At 63.9% G+C, this 16,412-nt stretch carries 16 protein-coding genes; 15 read left to right on the top strand and 1 reads right to left on the bottom strand.

From position 1 onward, the window contains the following. Positions 1-89 precede the first annotated feature (89 nt). The 15 genes from tsf to GCT13_RS09900 all read left to right on the top strand — a co-directional run bounded on the left by tsf (position 90) and on the right by GCT13_RS09900 (position 15,481). Complete coding sequence (tsf, locus tag GCT13_RS09970) at positions 90-971, top strand: translation elongation factor Ts (RefSeq protein ID WP_152757436.1); 882 nt, start codon at positions 90-92, stop codon at positions 969-971. A 244-nt stretch (positions 972-1,215) separates the two neighbouring features. Further along, positions 1,216-1,929 (top strand): UMP kinase, encoded by a 714-nt coding sequence (gene pyrH / locus GCT13_RS09965; protein WP_090864794.1) that lies wholly within the window; start codon positions 1,216-1,218, stop codon positions 1,927-1,929. Positions 1,930-2,025: 96 nt separating this feature from the next. After that, positions 2,026-2,586: a ribosome recycling factor gene (frr, locus tag GCT13_RS09960; RefSeq protein WP_152757434.1), complete on the top strand. Its 561-nt coding sequence runs from the start codon at positions 2,026-2,028 to the stop codon at positions 2,584-2,586. 73 nt (positions 2,587-2,659) lie between these two features. Then, positions 2,660-3,442 carry a polyprenyl diphosphate synthase gene (gene uppS / locus GCT13_RS09955; RefSeq protein WP_152757432.1) on the top strand — a complete coding sequence of 261 codons (783 nt, stop codon included), beginning with the start codon at positions 2,660-2,662 and terminating at the stop codon, positions 3,440-3,442. Further along, positions 3,436-4,257, top strand: a complete 822-nt coding sequence (locus GCT13_RS09950) for a phosphatidate cytidylyltransferase (protein ID WP_152757430.1) — start codon at positions 3,436-3,438, stop codon at positions 4,255-4,257. The genes uppS and GCT13_RS09950 overlap by 7 nt, the downstream gene beginning before the upstream one ends. A gap of 22 nt (positions 4,258-4,279) precedes the next feature. Continuing rightward, on the top strand, positions 4,280-5,485 hold the full coding sequence (locus tag GCT13_RS09945) for a 1-deoxy-D-xylulose-5-phosphate reductoisomerase (protein ID WP_152757428.1): 1,206 nt from the start codon (positions 4,280-4,282) through the stop codon (positions 5,483-5,485). Positions 5,486-5,492: 7 nt separating this feature from the next. Further along, positions 5,493-6,881, top strand: coding sequence for an RIP metalloprotease RseP (rseP, locus tag GCT13_RS09940; RefSeq protein WP_152757426.1), 1,389 nt, complete (start codon positions 5,493-5,495; stop codon positions 6,879-6,881). Between the two features lie 65 nt (positions 6,882-6,946). Then, positions 6,947-9,259 (top strand): outer membrane protein assembly factor BamA, encoded by a 2,313-nt coding sequence (gene bamA, locus GCT13_RS09935; protein ID WP_152757424.1) that lies wholly within the window; start codon positions 6,947-6,949, stop codon positions 9,257-9,259. A 41-nt stretch (positions 9,260-9,300) separates the two neighbouring features. After that, positions 9,301-9,855: an OmpH family outer membrane protein gene (locus GCT13_RS09930; protein ID WP_193727623.1), complete on the top strand. Its 555-nt coding sequence runs from the start codon at positions 9,301-9,303 to the stop codon at positions 9,853-9,855. A gap of 128 nt (positions 9,856-9,983) precedes the next feature. Then, positions 9,984-11,060 carry a UDP-3-O-(3-hydroxymyristoyl)glucosamine N-acyltransferase gene (gene lpxD, locus GCT13_RS09925; RefSeq protein WP_152757420.1) on the top strand — a complete coding sequence of 359 codons (1,077 nt, stop codon included), beginning with the start codon at positions 9,984-9,986 and terminating at the stop codon, positions 11,058-11,060. A 148-nt stretch (positions 11,061-11,208) separates the two neighbouring features. Beyond that, positions 11,209-11,670 (top strand): 3-hydroxyacyl-ACP dehydratase FabZ, encoded by a 462-nt coding sequence (gene fabZ / locus GCT13_RS09920; RefSeq protein WP_090864786.1) that lies wholly within the window; start codon positions 11,209-11,211, stop codon positions 11,668-11,670. 216 nt (positions 11,671-11,886) lie between these two features. Next, positions 11,887-12,675: an acyl-ACP--UDP-N-acetylglucosamine O-acyltransferase gene (lpxA, locus tag GCT13_RS09915; RefSeq protein ID WP_152757418.1), complete on the top strand. Its 789-nt coding sequence runs from the start codon at positions 11,887-11,889 to the stop codon at positions 12,673-12,675. Between the two features lie 3 nt (positions 12,676-12,678). Further along, on the top strand, positions 12,679-13,848 hold the full coding sequence (gene lpxB / locus GCT13_RS09910; protein ID WP_152757416.1) for a lipid-A-disaccharide synthase: 1,170 nt from the start codon (positions 12,679-12,681) through the stop codon (positions 13,846-13,848). Then, positions 13,845-14,597: a ribonuclease HII gene (gene rnhB / locus GCT13_RS09905; RefSeq protein WP_152757414.1), complete on the top strand. Its 753-nt coding sequence runs from the start codon at positions 13,845-13,847 to the stop codon at positions 14,595-14,597. The genes lpxB and rnhB overlap by 4 nt, the downstream gene beginning before the upstream one ends. 83 nt (positions 14,598-14,680) lie before the next feature. After that, positions 14,681-15,481 carry a TrmH family RNA methyltransferase gene (locus tag GCT13_RS09900; RefSeq protein WP_321574269.1) on the top strand — a complete coding sequence of 267 codons (801 nt, stop codon included), beginning with the start codon at positions 14,681-14,683 and terminating at the stop codon, positions 15,479-15,481. 17 nt (positions 15,482-15,498) lie between these two features. Here the strand turns inward: GCT13_RS09900 and ppsR are convergent, their stop codons facing one another. Beyond that, complete coding sequence (gene ppsR / locus GCT13_RS09895) at positions 15,499-16,314, bottom strand: posphoenolpyruvate synthetase regulatory kinase/phosphorylase PpsR (RefSeq protein WP_087735357.1); 816 nt, start codon at positions 16,312-16,314, stop codon at positions 15,499-15,501. Positions 16,315-16,412 lie beyond the last annotated feature (98 nt).

The raw sequence follows: 16,412 nt of genomic DNA, 5'->3' as shown, positions 1-16,412 counted from the left end.
GGAAATAAAAGTGCGCTGCGCGGAAACGAAATTCTGCCGCCGGCATCGAATGCGGGCGGCGTGTGACAGACAGACTCAAGGAGCGAATGATGGCGGCAATTACCGCAAGCATGGTGGCAGAACTGCGCGCGAAGACCGATGCGCCGATGATGGAATGCAAGAAGGCGCTGACGGAAGCTGACGGCGATATGGCGCGCGCTGAGGAACTGCTGCGCGTTAAGCTCGGCAACAAGGCGTCGAAGGCGGCGTCGCGCGTCACGGCAGAAGGCGTGATCGCTTCGTTCATCGAAGGCGGGGTTGGCGCGATCGTCGAACTGAACTGCGAAACCGACTTCGTTTCGAAGAACGACGACTTCAACGCATTTACGAAGCAGGTCGCCGAACTGATCGTCAAGCAGAACCCGGCTGACGTCGCCGCGCTGTCGGCGCTGCCGCTGGAAGGCTCGACCGTCGATGCAGTGCGTTCGGCGCTGGTCGGCAAGATCGGCGAAAACCTGTCGATCCGCCGTTTCGCGCGCTTCGAAACGTCGAACAAGCTGGCTGCATACCTGCACGGCACCCGCATCGGCGTGCTGGTCGAGTACACGGGCGCGGACGAGCAGGTCGGCAAGGACGTCGCGATGCACATCGCGGCGATGAAGCCGGTTTCGCTGTCATCTGGCGACGTTCCCGCCGACCTGATCGCCAAGGAGCGCAGCATCGCCGAGCAGAAGGCAGCCGAATCGGGTAAGCCGGCTGAGATCGTCGCGAAGATGGTCGACGGCTCGGTGCAGAAGTACCTCAAGGAAGTGTCGCTGCTGAACCAGCCGTTCGTGAAGAACGACAAGCAGACGATCGAACAGATGCTGAAGGCTGCAAGCTCGAGCGTGCAGAAGTTCGCGCTGTTCGTCGTGGGCGAGGGCATCGAAAAGCGTCAGGACGACTTCGCGGCTGAAGTCGCGGCGCAAGTTGCTGCTGCAAAGCAGCAATAAGCTTCGTTTAAGTTTTACGCAGTACCGTTTGACCCGCGGCGGGGCTGGACCTCGCCGCGGCCGGCGCCGCCGCCGGGGTCGCGCGTGCGCGAAGCGCACGGCGGCTGGATCTCGACTCGCCTCGGTCGGTTGGTGAGGCGCATCAATTTGGCGGCGCTTGCCCGAATTCGTATTTCACCCCTACAGTTAGTTCCTTGTTGTTTGGCGGCTTTTTGGCCCTGCTCAGCGCAATCTGGATATCTCTATGCCCACTGCCTATAAACGCGTCCTCCTCAAACTCTCTGGCGAAGCCCTGATGGGCGATGATGCATTCGGCATCAATCGCGCGACGATCGAAAGAATGGTGGCGGATGTGGCCGAGGTGGTGCGGCTCGGTACGCAACTGGCGGTGGTGATCGGCGGCGGCAACATCTTTCGTGGTGTGGCGGGCGGTGCAGCGGGTATGGACCGTGCGACGGCCGACTACATGGGCATGCTGGCCACGATGATGAACGCACTGGCGTTGCAGGACGCGATGCGCCACGCCGGTATCGAAGCGCGTGTGCAGTCGGCGCTGCGCATGGATCAGGTCGTCGAGCCGTACATCCGTCCCCGCGCCATCCGTCAGCTGGAAGAGGGCAAAGTCGTGATTTTCGCGGCAGGCACGGGCAACCCGTTCTTCACGACCGACACGGCGGCTGCGCTGCGCGGCTCGGAGGTCGGCGCCGAAGTGGTGCTGAAGGCGACCAAGGTCGACGGCGTCTATTCGGCCGATCCGAAGAAGGACCCGTCCGCGACGCGTTATTCGACGATCAGTTTCGACGAGGCAATTGGCCGCAACCTGCAGGTGATGGACGCCACCGCGTTCGCGCTGTGCCGCGACCAGAAGCTGCCGATCCGTGTGTTTTCGATCGTGAAGCCGGGCGCGCTGAAGCGCATCGTGCAGGGCGAGGACGAAGGCACCCTCGTGCACGTGTAAACTCTCTATCACGTCTGTGGGCTTGAACGCGGGCTTGGGCGCCGCCTCGCGCGCGCTGGCGGGCCCGCATCGTTTTGAAGGTTCGGAGGTTTAATCATGTCTGTGGCTGACATCAAGAAAGGCGCTGAGCAGAAAATGCAGCGCTCGCTCGACGCGTTCAAGAACGATCTGTCGAAAATCCGCACGGGCCGTGCGCACACGGGCCTGCTCGATCACATCCAGGTCGACTACTACGGGTCGCCCGTGCCGATCTCGCAGGTCGCGAACCTGACGCTCGTCGATGCCCGCACGATCGGCGTGCAGCCGTGGGAAAAGAAGATGGTCTCCGTGATCGAGAAGGCGATCCGCGAATCGGATCTGGGCCTGAACCCGGCCACGCACGGCGATCTGATCCGCGTGCCGATGCCCCCGCTGACGGAAGAGCGCCGTCGCGAGCTGACGAAGGTCGTCAAGAGCGAAGGCGAGACGGCGAAGGTCGCCGTGCGCAACCTGCGCCGCGACGCGAACGAGCAGCTGAAGAAGCTCGTGAAGGACAAGGAAATCTCCGAAGACGACGAGCGCCGCGCCGGCGACGATGTTCAGAAGCTGACGGACAAGTTCGTCGCGGAAATCGACAAGCTCGTGCAAACCAAGGAAGGCGAGATCATGACGGTTTGATGGTCTGGCGCACACCGGACACGAGAACTTTCACTGATCATCTCTTCTTTATTTGCTGCTTTACCCGACGGCCATGACCTATACAAGCTCAACCGTTCGCGTCCCTGACGTCTCTGCCGTACCGCGTCATATCGCGATCATCATGGACGGCAATGGCCGTTGGGCGACTCAACGCCGCCTGCCGCGCGTGGCGGGCCATACGCGTGGCCTCGACGCCGTGCGCTCGGCCGTCGACGCCTGTGCCCGGCGCGGCGTCGAGTATCTGACGCTGTTCGCATTCAGTTCCGAAAACTGGCGCCGTCCGGTCGACGAGGTGTCGTTCCTGATGCGCCTGTTCGTCACCGCGCTCGAGCGCGAGATCGGCAAGCTTCACGCGAACGGCATCCGCCTGCGCGTGGTCGGCGATCTGTCGATGTTCGACAAGAAGATCCAGGATCTGATCACCCGCGCCGAAACCAAGACGGCGAAGAACACGCGCCTCACGCTGACTATCGCCGCGAACTACGGCGGCCGCTGGGACATCATGCAGGCCACGCGCAAGCTGGTCGAGGAGTCGGTGGCGGCGGGCAGCCCCGTCGAAGTCAACGAAAACGCGTTCGCCCAACACCTCGCAATGGCTTACGCGCCCGAGCCGGATCTTTTCATCCGCACGGGAGGCGAGCAGCGCATCAGCAACTTCCTGCTGTGGCAACTCGCGTACACCGAGTTCTATTTCACCGATACCTACTGGCCGGATTTCGACGCCGACGCGCTCGGCCGCGCGATCGCGTCGTACACCGAGCGCGAGCGCCGCTTCGGCCGCACGAGCGCCCAGCTCGAGCCGCAATCGCAAAACGCCGATTCGCTTCCATGCTAAAAACCCGTGTCATCACGGCGATCGTCCTGCTGGCCATTCTTATCCCCGTCACGCTATGGGCGCCGATCGGCGGCTTCGGCGCGCTGATCGCGTTCGTCGTCGTGTTCGCCGCATGGGAGTGGGCGCGGCTGCTGAAGCTTCCGGGCGCCGGTCCCGTGGTCTACGCGATCGTTGCCGCGCTGGCGCTGGTGGCCAGCACGAAGCTCGGCACGGGTCTCGCGGCGCCGCGGCCGCTCTTCGAAGCTTCGTCAATCTTCTGGGTATTCGCGGGACCGTTCGTGCTCTTGCGCAAGCCGGCGCTCGCGCAGGGCGCCTGGCGGCCGTTCCTGCTGCTCGCGGGCGTCGTCGTGTTCGCGGCCTGCTGGCATGCCCTCGTCGCCGCCCGCATCGAGGGCGTGCCGTTTGTGCTTTCCCTGCTCCTTGTCGTCTGGTTGGCCGATATCGGCGCATACTTTGCGGGTAAGGCTTTCGGAAAGCACAAACTCGCGCCGTCGATCAGCCCCGGCAAGACCTGGGAGGGGGCCGTCGGCGGATGGCTCGCGGTGATGATCGTGGCGACCGTTGCCGTCGTCACCCATGCGTTCGCGCCGACCCTGTTTTCCGCGCTGATCGAGCATCTCGGCACCGCGCGCTTGTTTGCCACGCTGACGCTGCTGGTCGTGTTCAGCGTGGTGGGCGACCTGTTCGAGTCGATGCTCAAGCGCCAGGCCGGCGTGAAGGATTCGAGCAACCTGCTGCCGGGACATGGCGGCGTGCTCGACCGCATCGACGCCTTGTTGCCGGTGCTGCCGCTCGCGATGCTCGTATTGTCGTAGCCCATCGGCTAGAGAAAGAGATATGCAAAAACGACTCACTTTGCTCGGTTCCACGGGCTCGATCGGAGACAGCACGCTCGACGTCGTCGCGCGTCATCCCGAGCGTTTCTCGGTGTATGCGCTGACCGCGCATCGCAACGGCGACAAGCTCGTCGAACAATGCCTGCGCTTCAAACCCGAAGTGGCCGTCGTCGGCGATGCCGATACGGCCGCGAGCGTCGCCACGAAGCTGCGCGCCGCGGGTTGCAGGACGGAAGTCACGCATGGCCCGCAGGCGCTCGTCGACGTATCGAAGAGCGACGGCTGCGACACCGTCGTCGCGGCGATCGTCGGCGCGGCAGGTCTCGAGCCGAGCCTCGCGGCAGCGCGCGCCGGCAAGCGCATTCTGCTCGCGAACAAGGAAGCGCTCGTGATGTCGGGCGCGATCTTCATGGACGCGGTGCGCGACAACGGCGCGATCCTGCTGCCCGTCGACAGCGAGCACAACGCGATCTTCCAGTGCCTGCCGCGCGAATCGGCGCTGCATGGCGGCGTGTCGAAAATCATCCTGACGGCGTCGGGCGGCCCGTTCCGTACGCGCGAGCCGTCGACACTCGTCGACGTCACGCCGGAAGAAGCGTGCAAACACCCGAACTGGGTGATGGGCCGCAAGATTTCCGTGGACTCCGCAACGATGATGAACAAGGGTCTCGAAGTCATCGAGGCGCATTGGCTGTTCGGCCTGCCCGGCGAGCGCATCGACGTGCTGATTCACCCGCAGAGCGTAATTCATTCGCTCGTGTCGTACGCGGACGGATCGGTGCTCGCGCAACTAGGCAACCCGGACATGCGCACGCCGATCGCGCACGCGCTGGCTTTCCCGGATCGCGTCGATTCGGGCGTCGCGCAGCTCGATCTCGCGCAGATCGCGTCGCTGTCGTTCGAGAAGCCCGATTTCGCGCGCTTCCCGTGCCTCGCGCTCGCGATGCAGGCGCTGGCCGAAGGCGGCGTCGCCAGTGCTGCGCTGAACGCTGCGAACGAGATCGCCGTCGAGGCGTTCCTGTCGCGCCGCATCGGCTTCATGGCGATTGCCCGGGTCGTCGAAGCAGTGCTTAACACATTGCCCAATCGCGAGGCGTCGAGCCTCGCGGACGTGGTCGACGCGGACGCCGCTGCGCGCCGCGCCGCCCACGCTTTGATCGACGGTCTGCCGGCGGGCGCTCGCCTCACGGAACGCGCCGTCCAGTGAGGCATTTATGAACGTGCTGATCGAACTGGTCGCCTTCGCAGTCGCGATCGGCGTACTGGTGGTCGTCCATGAGTTTGGCCACTACAGCATCGCGCGCCTGTGCGGCGTCAAGGTACTGCGTTTTTCGATCGGCTTCGGCAAGCCGCTTGTGCGCTGGGTCAGCGTGAAGACGGGCACCGAGTGGACCATCGCGTCGCTGCCGCTCGGCGGCTATGTGAAGATGCTCGACGAACGCGAAGAGGGCGCGCCGATTCCGCCCGCCGATCTGCCGCGCGCGTTCAATCGTCAGTCGGTCAGCAAGCGCATCGCGATCGTCGCGGCGGGCCCCATTGCCAACTTCATTCTGGCCATCGTGCTGTTCGCGGCTGTGTTCGCGACGGGCGTTACCGAGCCTGCGGCAATCGTCGCAGCGCCCGCTGCCGATACCGTCGCGGCGCGCGCGGGCTTCGAGGGCGGCGAGACCGTGGTCGGCGTGCGCGACGCGGATGGCGAGTCCGAGCGCGTTCGCTCGTGGTCGGACTTGCGCTGGAAGCTCTTGGGCGCCGCGTTCGATCACAAGCGCGTCATATTGAGCGCGAAGGACGGCGTCCACGGCACGTTCGACTTCCCGCTGGACTTGCAAGGCCTCACCGACAAGGATGTCGACGATGACTTCATGTCGCGGCTCGGCTTCGAGCCAGGTGGCGGCACTTTGTCGGTGGCGGGCGTGCAGCCGGGCAGCGCGGCGTTGCGCGCGGGCCTGCTCGCGGGCGACCGGATCCGCGCCGTCGACGGACGTCCCGCCGACAACGCCACGACCTTTATCAACTACATCAAGTCGCACGCGGGCAAGCCTGTCGTACTGCAAGTCGAGCGCGGCGCGAAGAACCAGCAGCCGGGTGTGTTGCGGAATCTGACCATCGTGCCGGGTGTGCAGCGCGACGAGATGACGGGCCAGCAGGTCGGCCGCATCGGCGCGGAACTCGCGACGCAAGTGCCTTCTATCGACGTGCGCTACGGTCCCGTCGAGAGCGTGCGCCTCGGCGCGCGTCGCACATGGGACCTCGCTGTGTACTCGGTGCGGATGTTCGGCCGGATGATCATCGGGGAGGCTTCGCTCAAGAATCTGTCCGGTCCCGTGACGATCGCGGACTACGCGGGCAAGAGCGCGCGCCTCGGTCCATCAGCATTCCTGTCGTTCCTCGCGCTTGTCAGCATAAGCCTCGGCGTCCTCAACCTTTTACCAATACCGGTATTGGACGGGGGGCATCTGTTATATTATCTGGTTGAAGCTGTTACCGGCAAAGCCGTATCGGATCGCTGGCAGCTCGTTCTTCAAAGAGCGGGACTGGCTTGTATCGTCGCCTTGTCGGCGATTGCGCTGTTCAACGATCTTGCTCGTTTAATCCATTTTTAAAGTGTCTGGCGGCGTACGATGGCGCCCGCCTGACCTGATGCAGCTATAGACACTGGGGAAGCACGTTGTTTAAACCTCATCGCTTTGTTCCAAAGACGGTTGTAGCGGCGGCATTCGCCGCGCATGGGTTGGTGGCTCACGCGACGACACCCTTCGTGGTGAAAGACATTCGGATCGAAGGGCTGCAGCGGGTAGAACCCGGCACGGTGTTCTCCTATCTCCCCATCAAGCAAGGCGATACGTTTAACGACGAAAAGGCTTCCGAAGCCATCCGCGCGCTGTACGCAACGGGCTTCTTCAACGACGTGAAGATCGCCACGGAAGGTGACGTCGTGGTGGTGCAGGTGCTGGAGCGTCCCGCCATCGGCACGATTGATTTCTCCGGCCTGCATGAATTCGAGAAGGACAACCTGATCAAGGCACTGCGCGCGGTCGGTCTGTCGCAGGGCCGTTACTACGACAAGGCGCTTGTCGACAAGGCCGAGCAGGAACTGAAGCGCCAGTATCTGACGCGCGGCTTCTACGCTGCCGAAGTCACGACTACGATCACGCCGATCGATCGCAACCGTGTTGCGGTCCTGTTCGCCGTGATCGAAGGTCCCAGCGCGAAGATTCGCCAGATCAACTTCATCGGCAACAAGGCATTCAGCACGGGCACGCTGCGCGACGAAATGCAGCTGTCCACGCCGAACTGGTTCTCGTGGTACACGAAGAACGACCTGTATTCGAAGGAAAAGCTCACCGGCGACCTCGAGAACGTCCGCTCGTATTACCTGAACCGCGGCTACCTCGAGTTCAACATCGAGTCGACCCAGGTGTCGATCACGCCGGACAAGAAGGACATGTATCTGACGGTGACGCTGCACGAAGGCGAGCCGTACACGATCAACAGCATCAAGCTCGCGGGCAATCTGCTCGACCGCGAAGCCGAGCTGAACAAGCTGATCAAGATCAAGCCGGGCGACCGTTTCTCGGCGGAAAAGCTGCAGGCCACGACGAAGGCGATCGTCGACAAGCTCGGCGAATACGGCTACGCGTTCGCGACCGTGAACGCGCTGCCGCAAATCGACCAGGAGCATCACAAGGTCGACCTGACGCTGCAGGTCGATCCGAGCCGCCGTGTATACGTGCGCCGCATCAACGTGAACGGCAACACGCGCACGCGCGACGAAGTGGTGCGCCGCGAGATGCGCCAGCTCGAAAGCTCGTGGTTCGATTCGAACCGCCTCGCGCTGTCGAAGGACCGTATCAACCGTCTTGGCTACTTCACGGATGTCGACGTGACGACGGTGCCCGTCGAAGGCACGCCGGACCAGGTGGACGTCGACGTGAAGGTCGCCGAAAAGCCGACGGGCGCGATCACGCTGGGTGCGGGCTTCTCGTCGACGGACAAGGTGGTGCTGTCGGCGGGCGTGTCGCAGGACAACGTGTTCGGTTCGGGTACGAGCCTGTCGGTGAACGTGAACACCGCGAAGACGTACCGCACGCTGACGGTCACGCAGGTCGACCCGTACTTCACCGTCGACGGCATCAAGCGCATTACAGACGTCTACTACCGCACGTACGAGCCGCTGTACTACTCGACGGATTCGAGCTTTCGCATCGTCACGATGGGCGGCGACCTGAAGTTCGGCATTCCGTTCTCGGAAGTGGACACCGTGTACTTCGGCGCGGGCTTCGAGCAGAACACGCTGGACGTCGACGCAAATACGCCGCAGGCCTACAAGAACTACGTGCAGGACTTTGGCCGCGTGTCGAACAACGTGCCGCTGACGGTCGGCTGGTCGCGCGATGCGCGTGACAGCGCGCTGGTGCCGAGCCGCGGCTACTTCACGCAGGCGAATGCTGAATACGGCACGCCGATCGGCGGCACCGAGTATTACAAGGCCGACTTGCAGGCGCAGTACTATTATTCGTTTGCTCGCGGCTTCGTGCTGGGCTTCAACATCCAGGGCGGCTACGGCAACGGTATCGGCAACGCGTATCCGATCTTCAAGAACTACTACGCGGGCGGTATCGGCTCGGTCCGCGGCTATGAACCGAGCTCGCTGGGTCCGCGCGACAAGGTCACGAACGACCCGATCGGCGGCAACAAGATGTTCGTCACCAACGTCGAACTCACGTTCCCGCTGCCGGGCACGGGCTATGACCGTACGCTGCGGGTGTTCACGTTCCTCGACGCCGGTAACGTGTGGGGCGATTCGCGCCAGGGCGGCGACACAACGGTCGGCTCGAATGGCCTGCGCTACGGCTACGGTGTTGGTCTCGCATGGATTTCGCCGATCGGGCCGCTCAAGCTGTCGCTGGGCTTCCCGCTGCAGAAACATGCGGGCGACCAGTATCAGAAGTTCCAGTTCCAGATCGGGACGGCGTTCTGATCACGCGCTCGAGAACCGGAACCCCTTACAGCATCGAGAGGATGACTTTGCTAACTGGTATGTTTTCGAAACGTGTGGCGTGCGCAATGGCCTTGGTCATGACGCTCGGCGTGGGCGCAGCGAATGCCGCGCAGGCGCAGGAAGCGCGGATCGCCGCGGTGAATTCGGATCGCATCCTGCGTGAATCGGCGGCGGCGAAGGCGGCGCAGACCAAGCTGGAAGCGGAGTTCGCGAAGCGCGACAAGGACCTGCAGGACATGGCGCAGCGTCTCAAGTCGATGTCCGACTCGCTCGACAGGAACGGCGCGTCGATGGCGCCTGCCGATCGCGCGCAGAAGCAGCGCGACCTGTCGCAGCTCGACACGGACTTCCAGCGCAAGCAGCGCGAGTTCCGCGAAGACCTGAACCAGCGCCGCAACGAAGAGCTGGCAGCCGTACTCGACCGCGCGAACAAGGTGATCAAGCAGATCGCCGAGCAGCAGCACTACGACCTGATCGTGCAGGAAGCGGTCTATGTGAGTCCGCGTATCGATATCACCGACCAGGTGCTGAAGGCGCTGGCATCGTCGGGCAACGGCAGTAGCAGCGGCAACTGATAAAGCGCAGGGGCACGCAAGCACAGCGCAAACGCCGCGCAGACACGGTGCAAGACCGTTCCGCGAAACACACCCGGCGCGCGGTTCGCGCGCAAGGCAGGCAACTGAACAGCAGGAGCAGTACACGCATGGCATTCACGCTCGAGGAGATCGTGCAGCGGTTCGGCGGCGAGGTCGTCGGCGATCGCGCGCACCGCGTCGGCAATCTGGCGCCGCTCGACCAGGCTGGCCCGGATCAACTGGCGTTCCTCGCCAACCCGAAGTATCTGGCGCAGGTCGAAACGACGCGCGCGGGCGCGGTGCTGATCAACGCGGCGGATCTCGCGAAGCTCGCTTCGCGCGACGGTCGTAATTTCATCGTCACGCCGAATCCCTACGCTTATTTCGCGCGTCTCGCGCAGGCCTTCATCGATATGGCCACGCCGAAGGCGCAGCCGGGCGTGCACGCGAGCGCGACCATCGCCCCCTCCGCGCAGATCGCCGCGAGTGCCGTGGTCGGCCCGAACGTGACGGTCGAAGCGGGCGCCGCGATCGGCGATAACGTGCGGCTCGACGCGAACGTGTTCATCGGGCGCGGCACGAGGGTCTGCGCAGGCTCTCATCTGTATCCGAACGTCGCCGTCTATCACGGCTGCACGATCGGCGAGCGCGTAATCATTCACGCGGGCGCCGTGATCGGCTCGGACGGCTTCGGCTTTGCGCCGGACTTCATCGGCGACGGCGATGCGCGCACGGGCAGCTGGGTGAAGATTCCGCAGGTCGGCGGCGTGTCGATCGGGCCGGACGTCGAAATCGGCGCGAATACGACGATCGACCGCGGCGCGATGGCCGATACCGTGATCGAAGAATGCGTGAAAATCGACAACCTCGTGCAGATCGGCCATAACTGCAAGATCGGCGCCTATACGGTGATCGCGGGTTGCGCAGGCATCGCCGGCAGCACGACGATCGGCCGTCACTGCATGATCGGCGGCGCGGTCGGTATTGCCGGCCACGTCACACTGGCCGACTACGTGATCGTCACGGCCAAGTCGGGCGTGTCGAAATCGCTGTTGAAACCCGGCATGTACACGAGCGCGTTCCCCGCCGTGGATCACGCTGACTGGAACAAAAGCGCCGCGTTGATGCGCAATCTCGACAAGCTGAGAGACCGTATCAAGGCACTCGAAGCCGCCGTCGCCAGCGCCTCCGGAGACAAGGCGTAAGCGTCGACCGGCGGGAAGCGCCGGCGCACGCGGCCGTCAGGCGGCGCGCGGCCGGCACAGGAACGGGCGGCAGGGCGCGTTTCGTCATCCATGCGCCAGCACCCAGCATTCGTCATCATCGCGCAACCAATGCGTGAGCAGAAACACCATGAGCACCGAAAAAATCAATCTCGACATTCACAAGATCCTCACGCTGCTGCCGCATCGCTATCCGATTCTCCTCGTCGATCGGGTGCTCGAACTCGAGCCGCACAAGAGCATCAAGGCGCTGAAGAATGTGACGGTCAACGAACCGTTCTTCATGGGCCACTTCCCGAAGCGCCCCGTGATGCCGGGTGTGCTGATTCTGGAAGCGCTTGCGCAGACGGCGGCGCTCCTGACCTTCTCCGAAGAGCCGCATGATCCCGACAACACGCTGTACCTGTTCGTCGGCATCGACAATGCGCGCTTCAAGCGCGTCGTCGAACCGGGTGACCAGCTGATCCTGAACGCCACGTTCGAGCGCCATATGCGTGGCATCTGGAAGTTCAAGGCGCGCGCCGAAGTGGACGGCCAGGTGGCGGCTGAAGCCGATCTGATGTGCGCGGTGCGTCAAGCGGACAGCGAGTGACGGAAAGCAACAGCTAGTAACGGCCGTGGCGGGCGGGCAGCGGACAGATGAGGCAGGATCGCGCTTCGTCATGTCCGTAACGCCGGCGGCAGAACAATCGAAACTTCGGGCTGTCACAAGATGGATTGCAACGTGACGGCTTGAACGCGCTGGACGGCGCCGCAGCGTCATCCGCGCGACGTAACGGAAATACAGCGGGAAATACAGCGAGGGCGCATGAGCAGGATTCATCCTACTGCGATCATCGAGTCGGGCGCGCAGCTCGACGAATCGGTCGAGATCGGACCGTACGCAATCGTCGGCGCGAACGTCACGATCGGTGCGCGCACCACGGTCGGTTCGCACAGCGTGATCGAAGGACATACGACGATCGGCGAAGACAACCGCATCGGCCATTACGCGTCGGTCGGCGGCCGGCCGCAGGACATGAAGTACAGGGACGAGCCCACGAAGCTCGTGGTCGGCAACCGCAACACGATCCGCGAATTCACGACGATCCACACGGGCACCGTGCAGGACCAGGGCATCACGACACTCGGCGACGACAACTGGATCATGGCCTACGTGCATATCGGCCACGACTGCCAGATCGGCAGCAACGTCATCCTGTCGAGCAATGCGCAGATGGCGGGCCACGTGATCATCGGCGATTACGCGATTGTCGGCGGCATGTCGGGCGTGCACCAGTTCGTCCGCATCGGCGCGCACTCGATGCTGGGCGGCGCGTCGGCGCTCGTGCAGGACATTCCGCCGTTCGTGATCGCCGCAGGCAACAAGGCCGAGCCGCACGGCATCAACGTCGAAGGGCTGCGTCGCCGCGGCTTCTCGCCAGACGCCATTTCGGCGCTGCGCTCCGCGTATCGTCTGCTGTACAAGAACAGCCTGTCGCTCGAAGAAGCGAAGGTGCAATTGCGCGAACTCGCGTCGGCGGGCGGCGACGGCGACGAGCCCGTGAGCGCGCTCGTCGAATTCGTCGAGCAGTCGCAGCGCGGCATCATTCGCTGACCGATGCCGTTGCCTACCAGTCCGCTGCGGCTCGCAATGGTGGCCGGCGAGCCGTCGGGCGACCTGCTCGCGGCGTCGCTGCTGGACGGGCTCGCGGCCCGTCTGCCGCAAGGGACGCAGTACTTCGGCATCGGCGGCCCGCGCATGACCGCGAAGGGTTTCGACGCGCACTTTCCGATGGAAAAGCTGTCGGTGCGCGGCTACGTCGAAGCGCTGAAGCACATTCCCGAAATTCTCGGCATCCGCAACGAGCTGAAGCGCCAGTTGCTCGCTGAGCCGCCGTCGGTGTTCGTCGGCGTCGATGCGCCGGACTTCAACTTCGGCCTCGAGCACGCGTTGCGCGACGCGGGCATTGCGACCATCCACTTCGTCTGTCCTTCGATCTGGGCATGGCGCGGCGGCCGGATCAAGAAGATCGTCAAGGCCGTCGATCACATGCTGTGCGTGTTTCCGTTTGAAAAGGCGCTGCTCGAGAAATCGGGCGTCGCAGCGACCTATGTCGGCCATCCGCTCGCGGATGAGATTCCGCTCGAACCGGACATGGCGGGCGCGCGCCGCGTGCTCGGCCTGTCCGAAAGCGGCCCGGTGATCGCCGTGCTGCCGGGCAGCCGCCGCTCGGAAATCTCGCTGATCGGACCGACGTTCTTCGACGCGATGGAACTGATGTTGCAGCGCGAACCGGGCGTGCGCTTCGTGATGCCGGCTGCGACGCCCGCGCTGCGCGAACTGCTGAAGCCGCTCGTCGACGCGCACCCGAAGCTGCCGCTGACGCTGACGGACGGCAACGCGCAGCTCGCGATGACGGCCGCCGACGCGATTCTCGTGAAAAGCGGCACGGTCACGCTGGAAGCGGCGCTGCTGAAGAAGCCGATGGTGATTTCGTACAAGGTGCCGTGGCTGACGGGGCAGATCATGCGCCGCCAGGGGTATCTGCCGTACGTGGGCCTGCCGAACATCCTGGCCGGGCGTTTCGTCGTGCCGGAAATCCTGCAGCACTTCGCGACGCCCGAAGCGTTGGCCGACGCCACCCTGACGCAGTTGCGCGACGATGCAAACCGGCGCACGCTGACGGAAATCTTCACCGAGATGCATCACGTGCTGAAGCAGAACACAGCGCAGCGAGCCGCGGAAGCGGTCGTCGGCGTCGTCGAAGCGCGCCGGGGGCGTCCATGACGGGCGCGACGGGCAAGGCCGCGCCGCGCCGCAAGACGCCCGCGACGATCGCGAAACAGGCCGGCATCGATTTTTCGTCGCCGGAAGACATCATTTGCGGCGTCGACGAAGCAGGGCGTGGTCCGCTCGCGGGCCCCGTGGTCGCCGCCGCCGTCATTCTCGATCCGACGAAGCCGCGCATTCGTGGGCTCGGCGATTCGAAGACGCTGACCGCGAAAAAGCGCGAAGAGCTGTACGACAAGATCGTCGAGCGAGCGCTTGCGTATTGTGTCGCGTCGGCGTCGGTCGAAGAGATCGACACGTTGAACATCCTGCACGCGACGATGCTCGCGATGAAGCGCGCCGTCGAAGGCTTGAACGTCGCGCCGACGCTCGCGAAGATCGACGGCAACCGTTGCCCGGTGCTGAGCATTCGCAGCGAGGCGATCGTCAGCGGCGATGCGCTCGTGCCGTGCATCTCGGCGGCGTCGATTCTCGCGAAGGTCACGCGCGACCGGATGTTGCTCGAATTGCATCAGACGTTTCCGATGTACGGCTTCGACGCGCACGCGGGCTACGGCACGCCTCAGCATCTGCTGGCGCTGCGCGACCATGGTCCGTGCGAACATCACCGGCGCTCGTTTGCGCCCGTGCGCGACGCGTATCTGCGGCTCGGCACGGCCGTTGATTTACCTGAGGACGTCGTGATCGTGCCGCCCGTCACAGGTGACGACGACGTGCTCATCGCTGACGACAGCGCGCCGTTCTGAGCCTCGCAGAAACGACTCAAGCGCCTTCGGGCGCTTTTCTTTTCACCCGTTTTTTCACGCTACCGATACGGTCTTCGCCGCCAGTGAAAGCCATTACCTCGCGGGACAATCCGCTCTACAAGCGTCTGAAGGCATTGGCCGGTTCGACGCATCAACAGCGCAGGAGCGGCCATGCGCTGCTCGAAGGGTTTCATCTCGCGAGCGCCTATCTCGATGTCGCGGGACAGCCCGAGACGTGCGTCGTCACGGAAGGCGCGCTGCGCCACGACGAAGCGCAGGCCATCGTCGCGCGCATCGATGAGCGGCGCATCGTTACACTGCCGGACGCGCTCTTCGGGCAACTGTCGAGTGTCGTAAATGGCGTCGGTATGTTGCTGCTCGTCGAGAAACTCGACGAGGCGCTGCCCGAACGCGTGAGGCAAGGCTGCATCGTGCTCGACGGCGTGCAGGATGCGGGCAATGTCGGCTCGATTCTGCGCAGCGCGGCGGCGGCGGGCATCGGCCATGTGTTTTGCGCGCCGGGCACCGCGTACGCGTGGTCGTCGAAAGTGCTGCGCTCCGGCATGGGCGCACATTTCCTGCTGCAAATTCATGAGGATGTCGAACCACAGACGCTGATCGAGCGGCTCGACGTGCCCGTCGCAATCACGGACTCGCACGGCGCGCAGGCGATTTACGACACCGATCTGTCGGGCCCGGTCGCCTGGGTGTTCGGCAACGAAGGGGCGGGTGTGTCGCAGGCGTGGCGCGACGCGGTGACGTATCGCGTGACGATTCCGCAGCCGGGCGGGATGGAGTCGCTGAATGTCGCGGCGGCCGCCGCCGTGTGTCTGTTCGAGCAGTGCCGGCAGCAGCGCGGGCATGAGCCGCGCGCTTCCAGCTAACCTTCACTGCGGCTGCATCAATACGACGACCGGTCGAGCCTGATTTCCTGCAGGATAGTCGTCGCGATTTCCTCGATCGACTTGTGCGTCGACGACAGCCACTTGATGCCTTCGCGCCGCATCATCGTTTCGGCTTCGTTGATTTCGTAGCGGCAGTTTTCGAGCGCCGCGTACTTGCTGCCGGGGCGCCGCTCGTTGCGAATCTCCGAAAGCCGCTGCGGATCGATCGATAGCCCGAACATCTTCGTGCGATGCGCGAGCAGCGGCGTCGGCAATTTGCCGCGCTCGAAGTCTTCGGGAATCAGCGGATAGTTCGCCGCCTTCACGCCGTACTGCATCGCCAGATAAAGGCTCGTCGGCGTCTTGCCGCTACGCGATACGCCGACGAGGATCACATCCGCCTCTTCCAGATTGCGATTCGACTGGCCGTCGTCGTGTGCGAGAGAGAAGTTGATCGCCTCGATCCGGTTCTTGTACTCCTCGGTGTCGGCGTTCTGATGGCCGCGGCCCATCGCGTGGCTCGACTTCAGCTCCAGTTCCTGTTCGAGCGGCTCGACGAAGGTCTGGAACATGTCCAGCACGAGCGCGTTCGAATCCTTCACGATCTGGTTCGACGCGCTGTTCACGAGCGTCGTGAAGACGATTGGGCGACGGCCTTCGTGATGGGCGGATTCGTTGATCTTTTCGAGCGTGGCGTACGCTTTTTCCGTCGAATCGACGAAAGGCACGCGGACCAGGCGAAATTTCTGGTCGAACTGGGAGAGGATCGAATGCGCGAAGGTTTCGGCAGTAATCCCGGTACCGTCGGAGACGATGAATACGGTGGGCGGCATCAGTGAGGGCAGGGAACGCGAGCGTCAAAATCCGCTCAAATGAGACATCGCCGCGCGGCGCCCGCTGCCCGGTGGCTGGCCGGAAACCCTGCAGCGGC

The sequence above is a fragment of the Paraburkholderia franconis genome (assembly GCF_009362735.1).
In the GTDB taxonomy this organism is placed as follows: domain Bacteria; phylum Pseudomonadota; class Gammaproteobacteria; order Burkholderiales; family Burkholderiaceae; genus Paraburkholderia; species Paraburkholderia franconis.
This window is presented reverse-complemented; position numbering and strand designations above follow the sequence as displayed.

Coding starts and splice junctions, on each gene's coding strand:
- tsf (WP_152757436.1), top strand. CDS start 90: ATGGCGGCAATTACCGCAAGCATGGTGGCAGAACTGCGCGCGAAGACC.
- pyrH (WP_090864794.1), top strand. CDS start 1,216: ATGCCCACTGCCTATAAACGCGTCCTCCTCAAACTCTCTGGCGAAGCC.
- frr (WP_152757434.1), top strand. CDS start 2,026: ATGTCTGTGGCTGACATCAAGAAAGGCGCTGAGCAGAAAATGCAGCGC.
- uppS (WP_152757432.1), top strand. CDS start 2,660: ATGACCTATACAAGCTCAACCGTTCGCGTCCCTGACGTCTCTGCCGTA.
- GCT13_RS09950 (WP_152757430.1), top strand. CDS start 3,436: ATGCTAAAAACCCGTGTCATCACGGCGATCGTCCTGCTGGCCATTCTT.
- GCT13_RS09945 (WP_152757428.1), top strand. CDS start 4,280: ATGCAAAAACGACTCACTTTGCTCGGTTCCACGGGCTCGATCGGAGAC.
- rseP (WP_152757426.1), top strand. CDS start 5,493: ATGAACGTGCTGATCGAACTGGTCGCCTTCGCAGTCGCGATCGGCGTA.
- GCT13_RS09930 (WP_193727623.1), top strand. CDS start 9,301: ATGACTTTGCTAACTGGTATGTTTTCGAAACGTGTGGCGTGCGCAATG.
- lpxD (WP_152757420.1), top strand. CDS start 9,984: ATGGCATTCACGCTCGAGGAGATCGTGCAGCGGTTCGGCGGCGAGGTC.
- fabZ (WP_090864786.1), top strand. CDS start 11,209: ATGAGCACCGAAAAAATCAATCTCGACATTCACAAGATCCTCACGCTG.
- lpxA (WP_152757418.1), top strand. CDS start 11,887: ATGAGCAGGATTCATCCTACTGCGATCATCGAGTCGGGCGCGCAGCTC.
- lpxB (WP_152757416.1), top strand. CDS start 12,679: ATGCCGTTGCCTACCAGTCCGCTGCGGCTCGCAATGGTGGCCGGCGAG.
- rnhB (WP_152757414.1), top strand. CDS start 13,845: ATGACGGGCGCGACGGGCAAGGCCGCGCCGCGCCGCAAGACGCCCGCG.
- ppsR (WP_087735357.1), bottom strand. CDS start 16,314: ATGCCGCCCACCGTATTCATCGTCTCCGACGGTACCGGGATTACTGCC.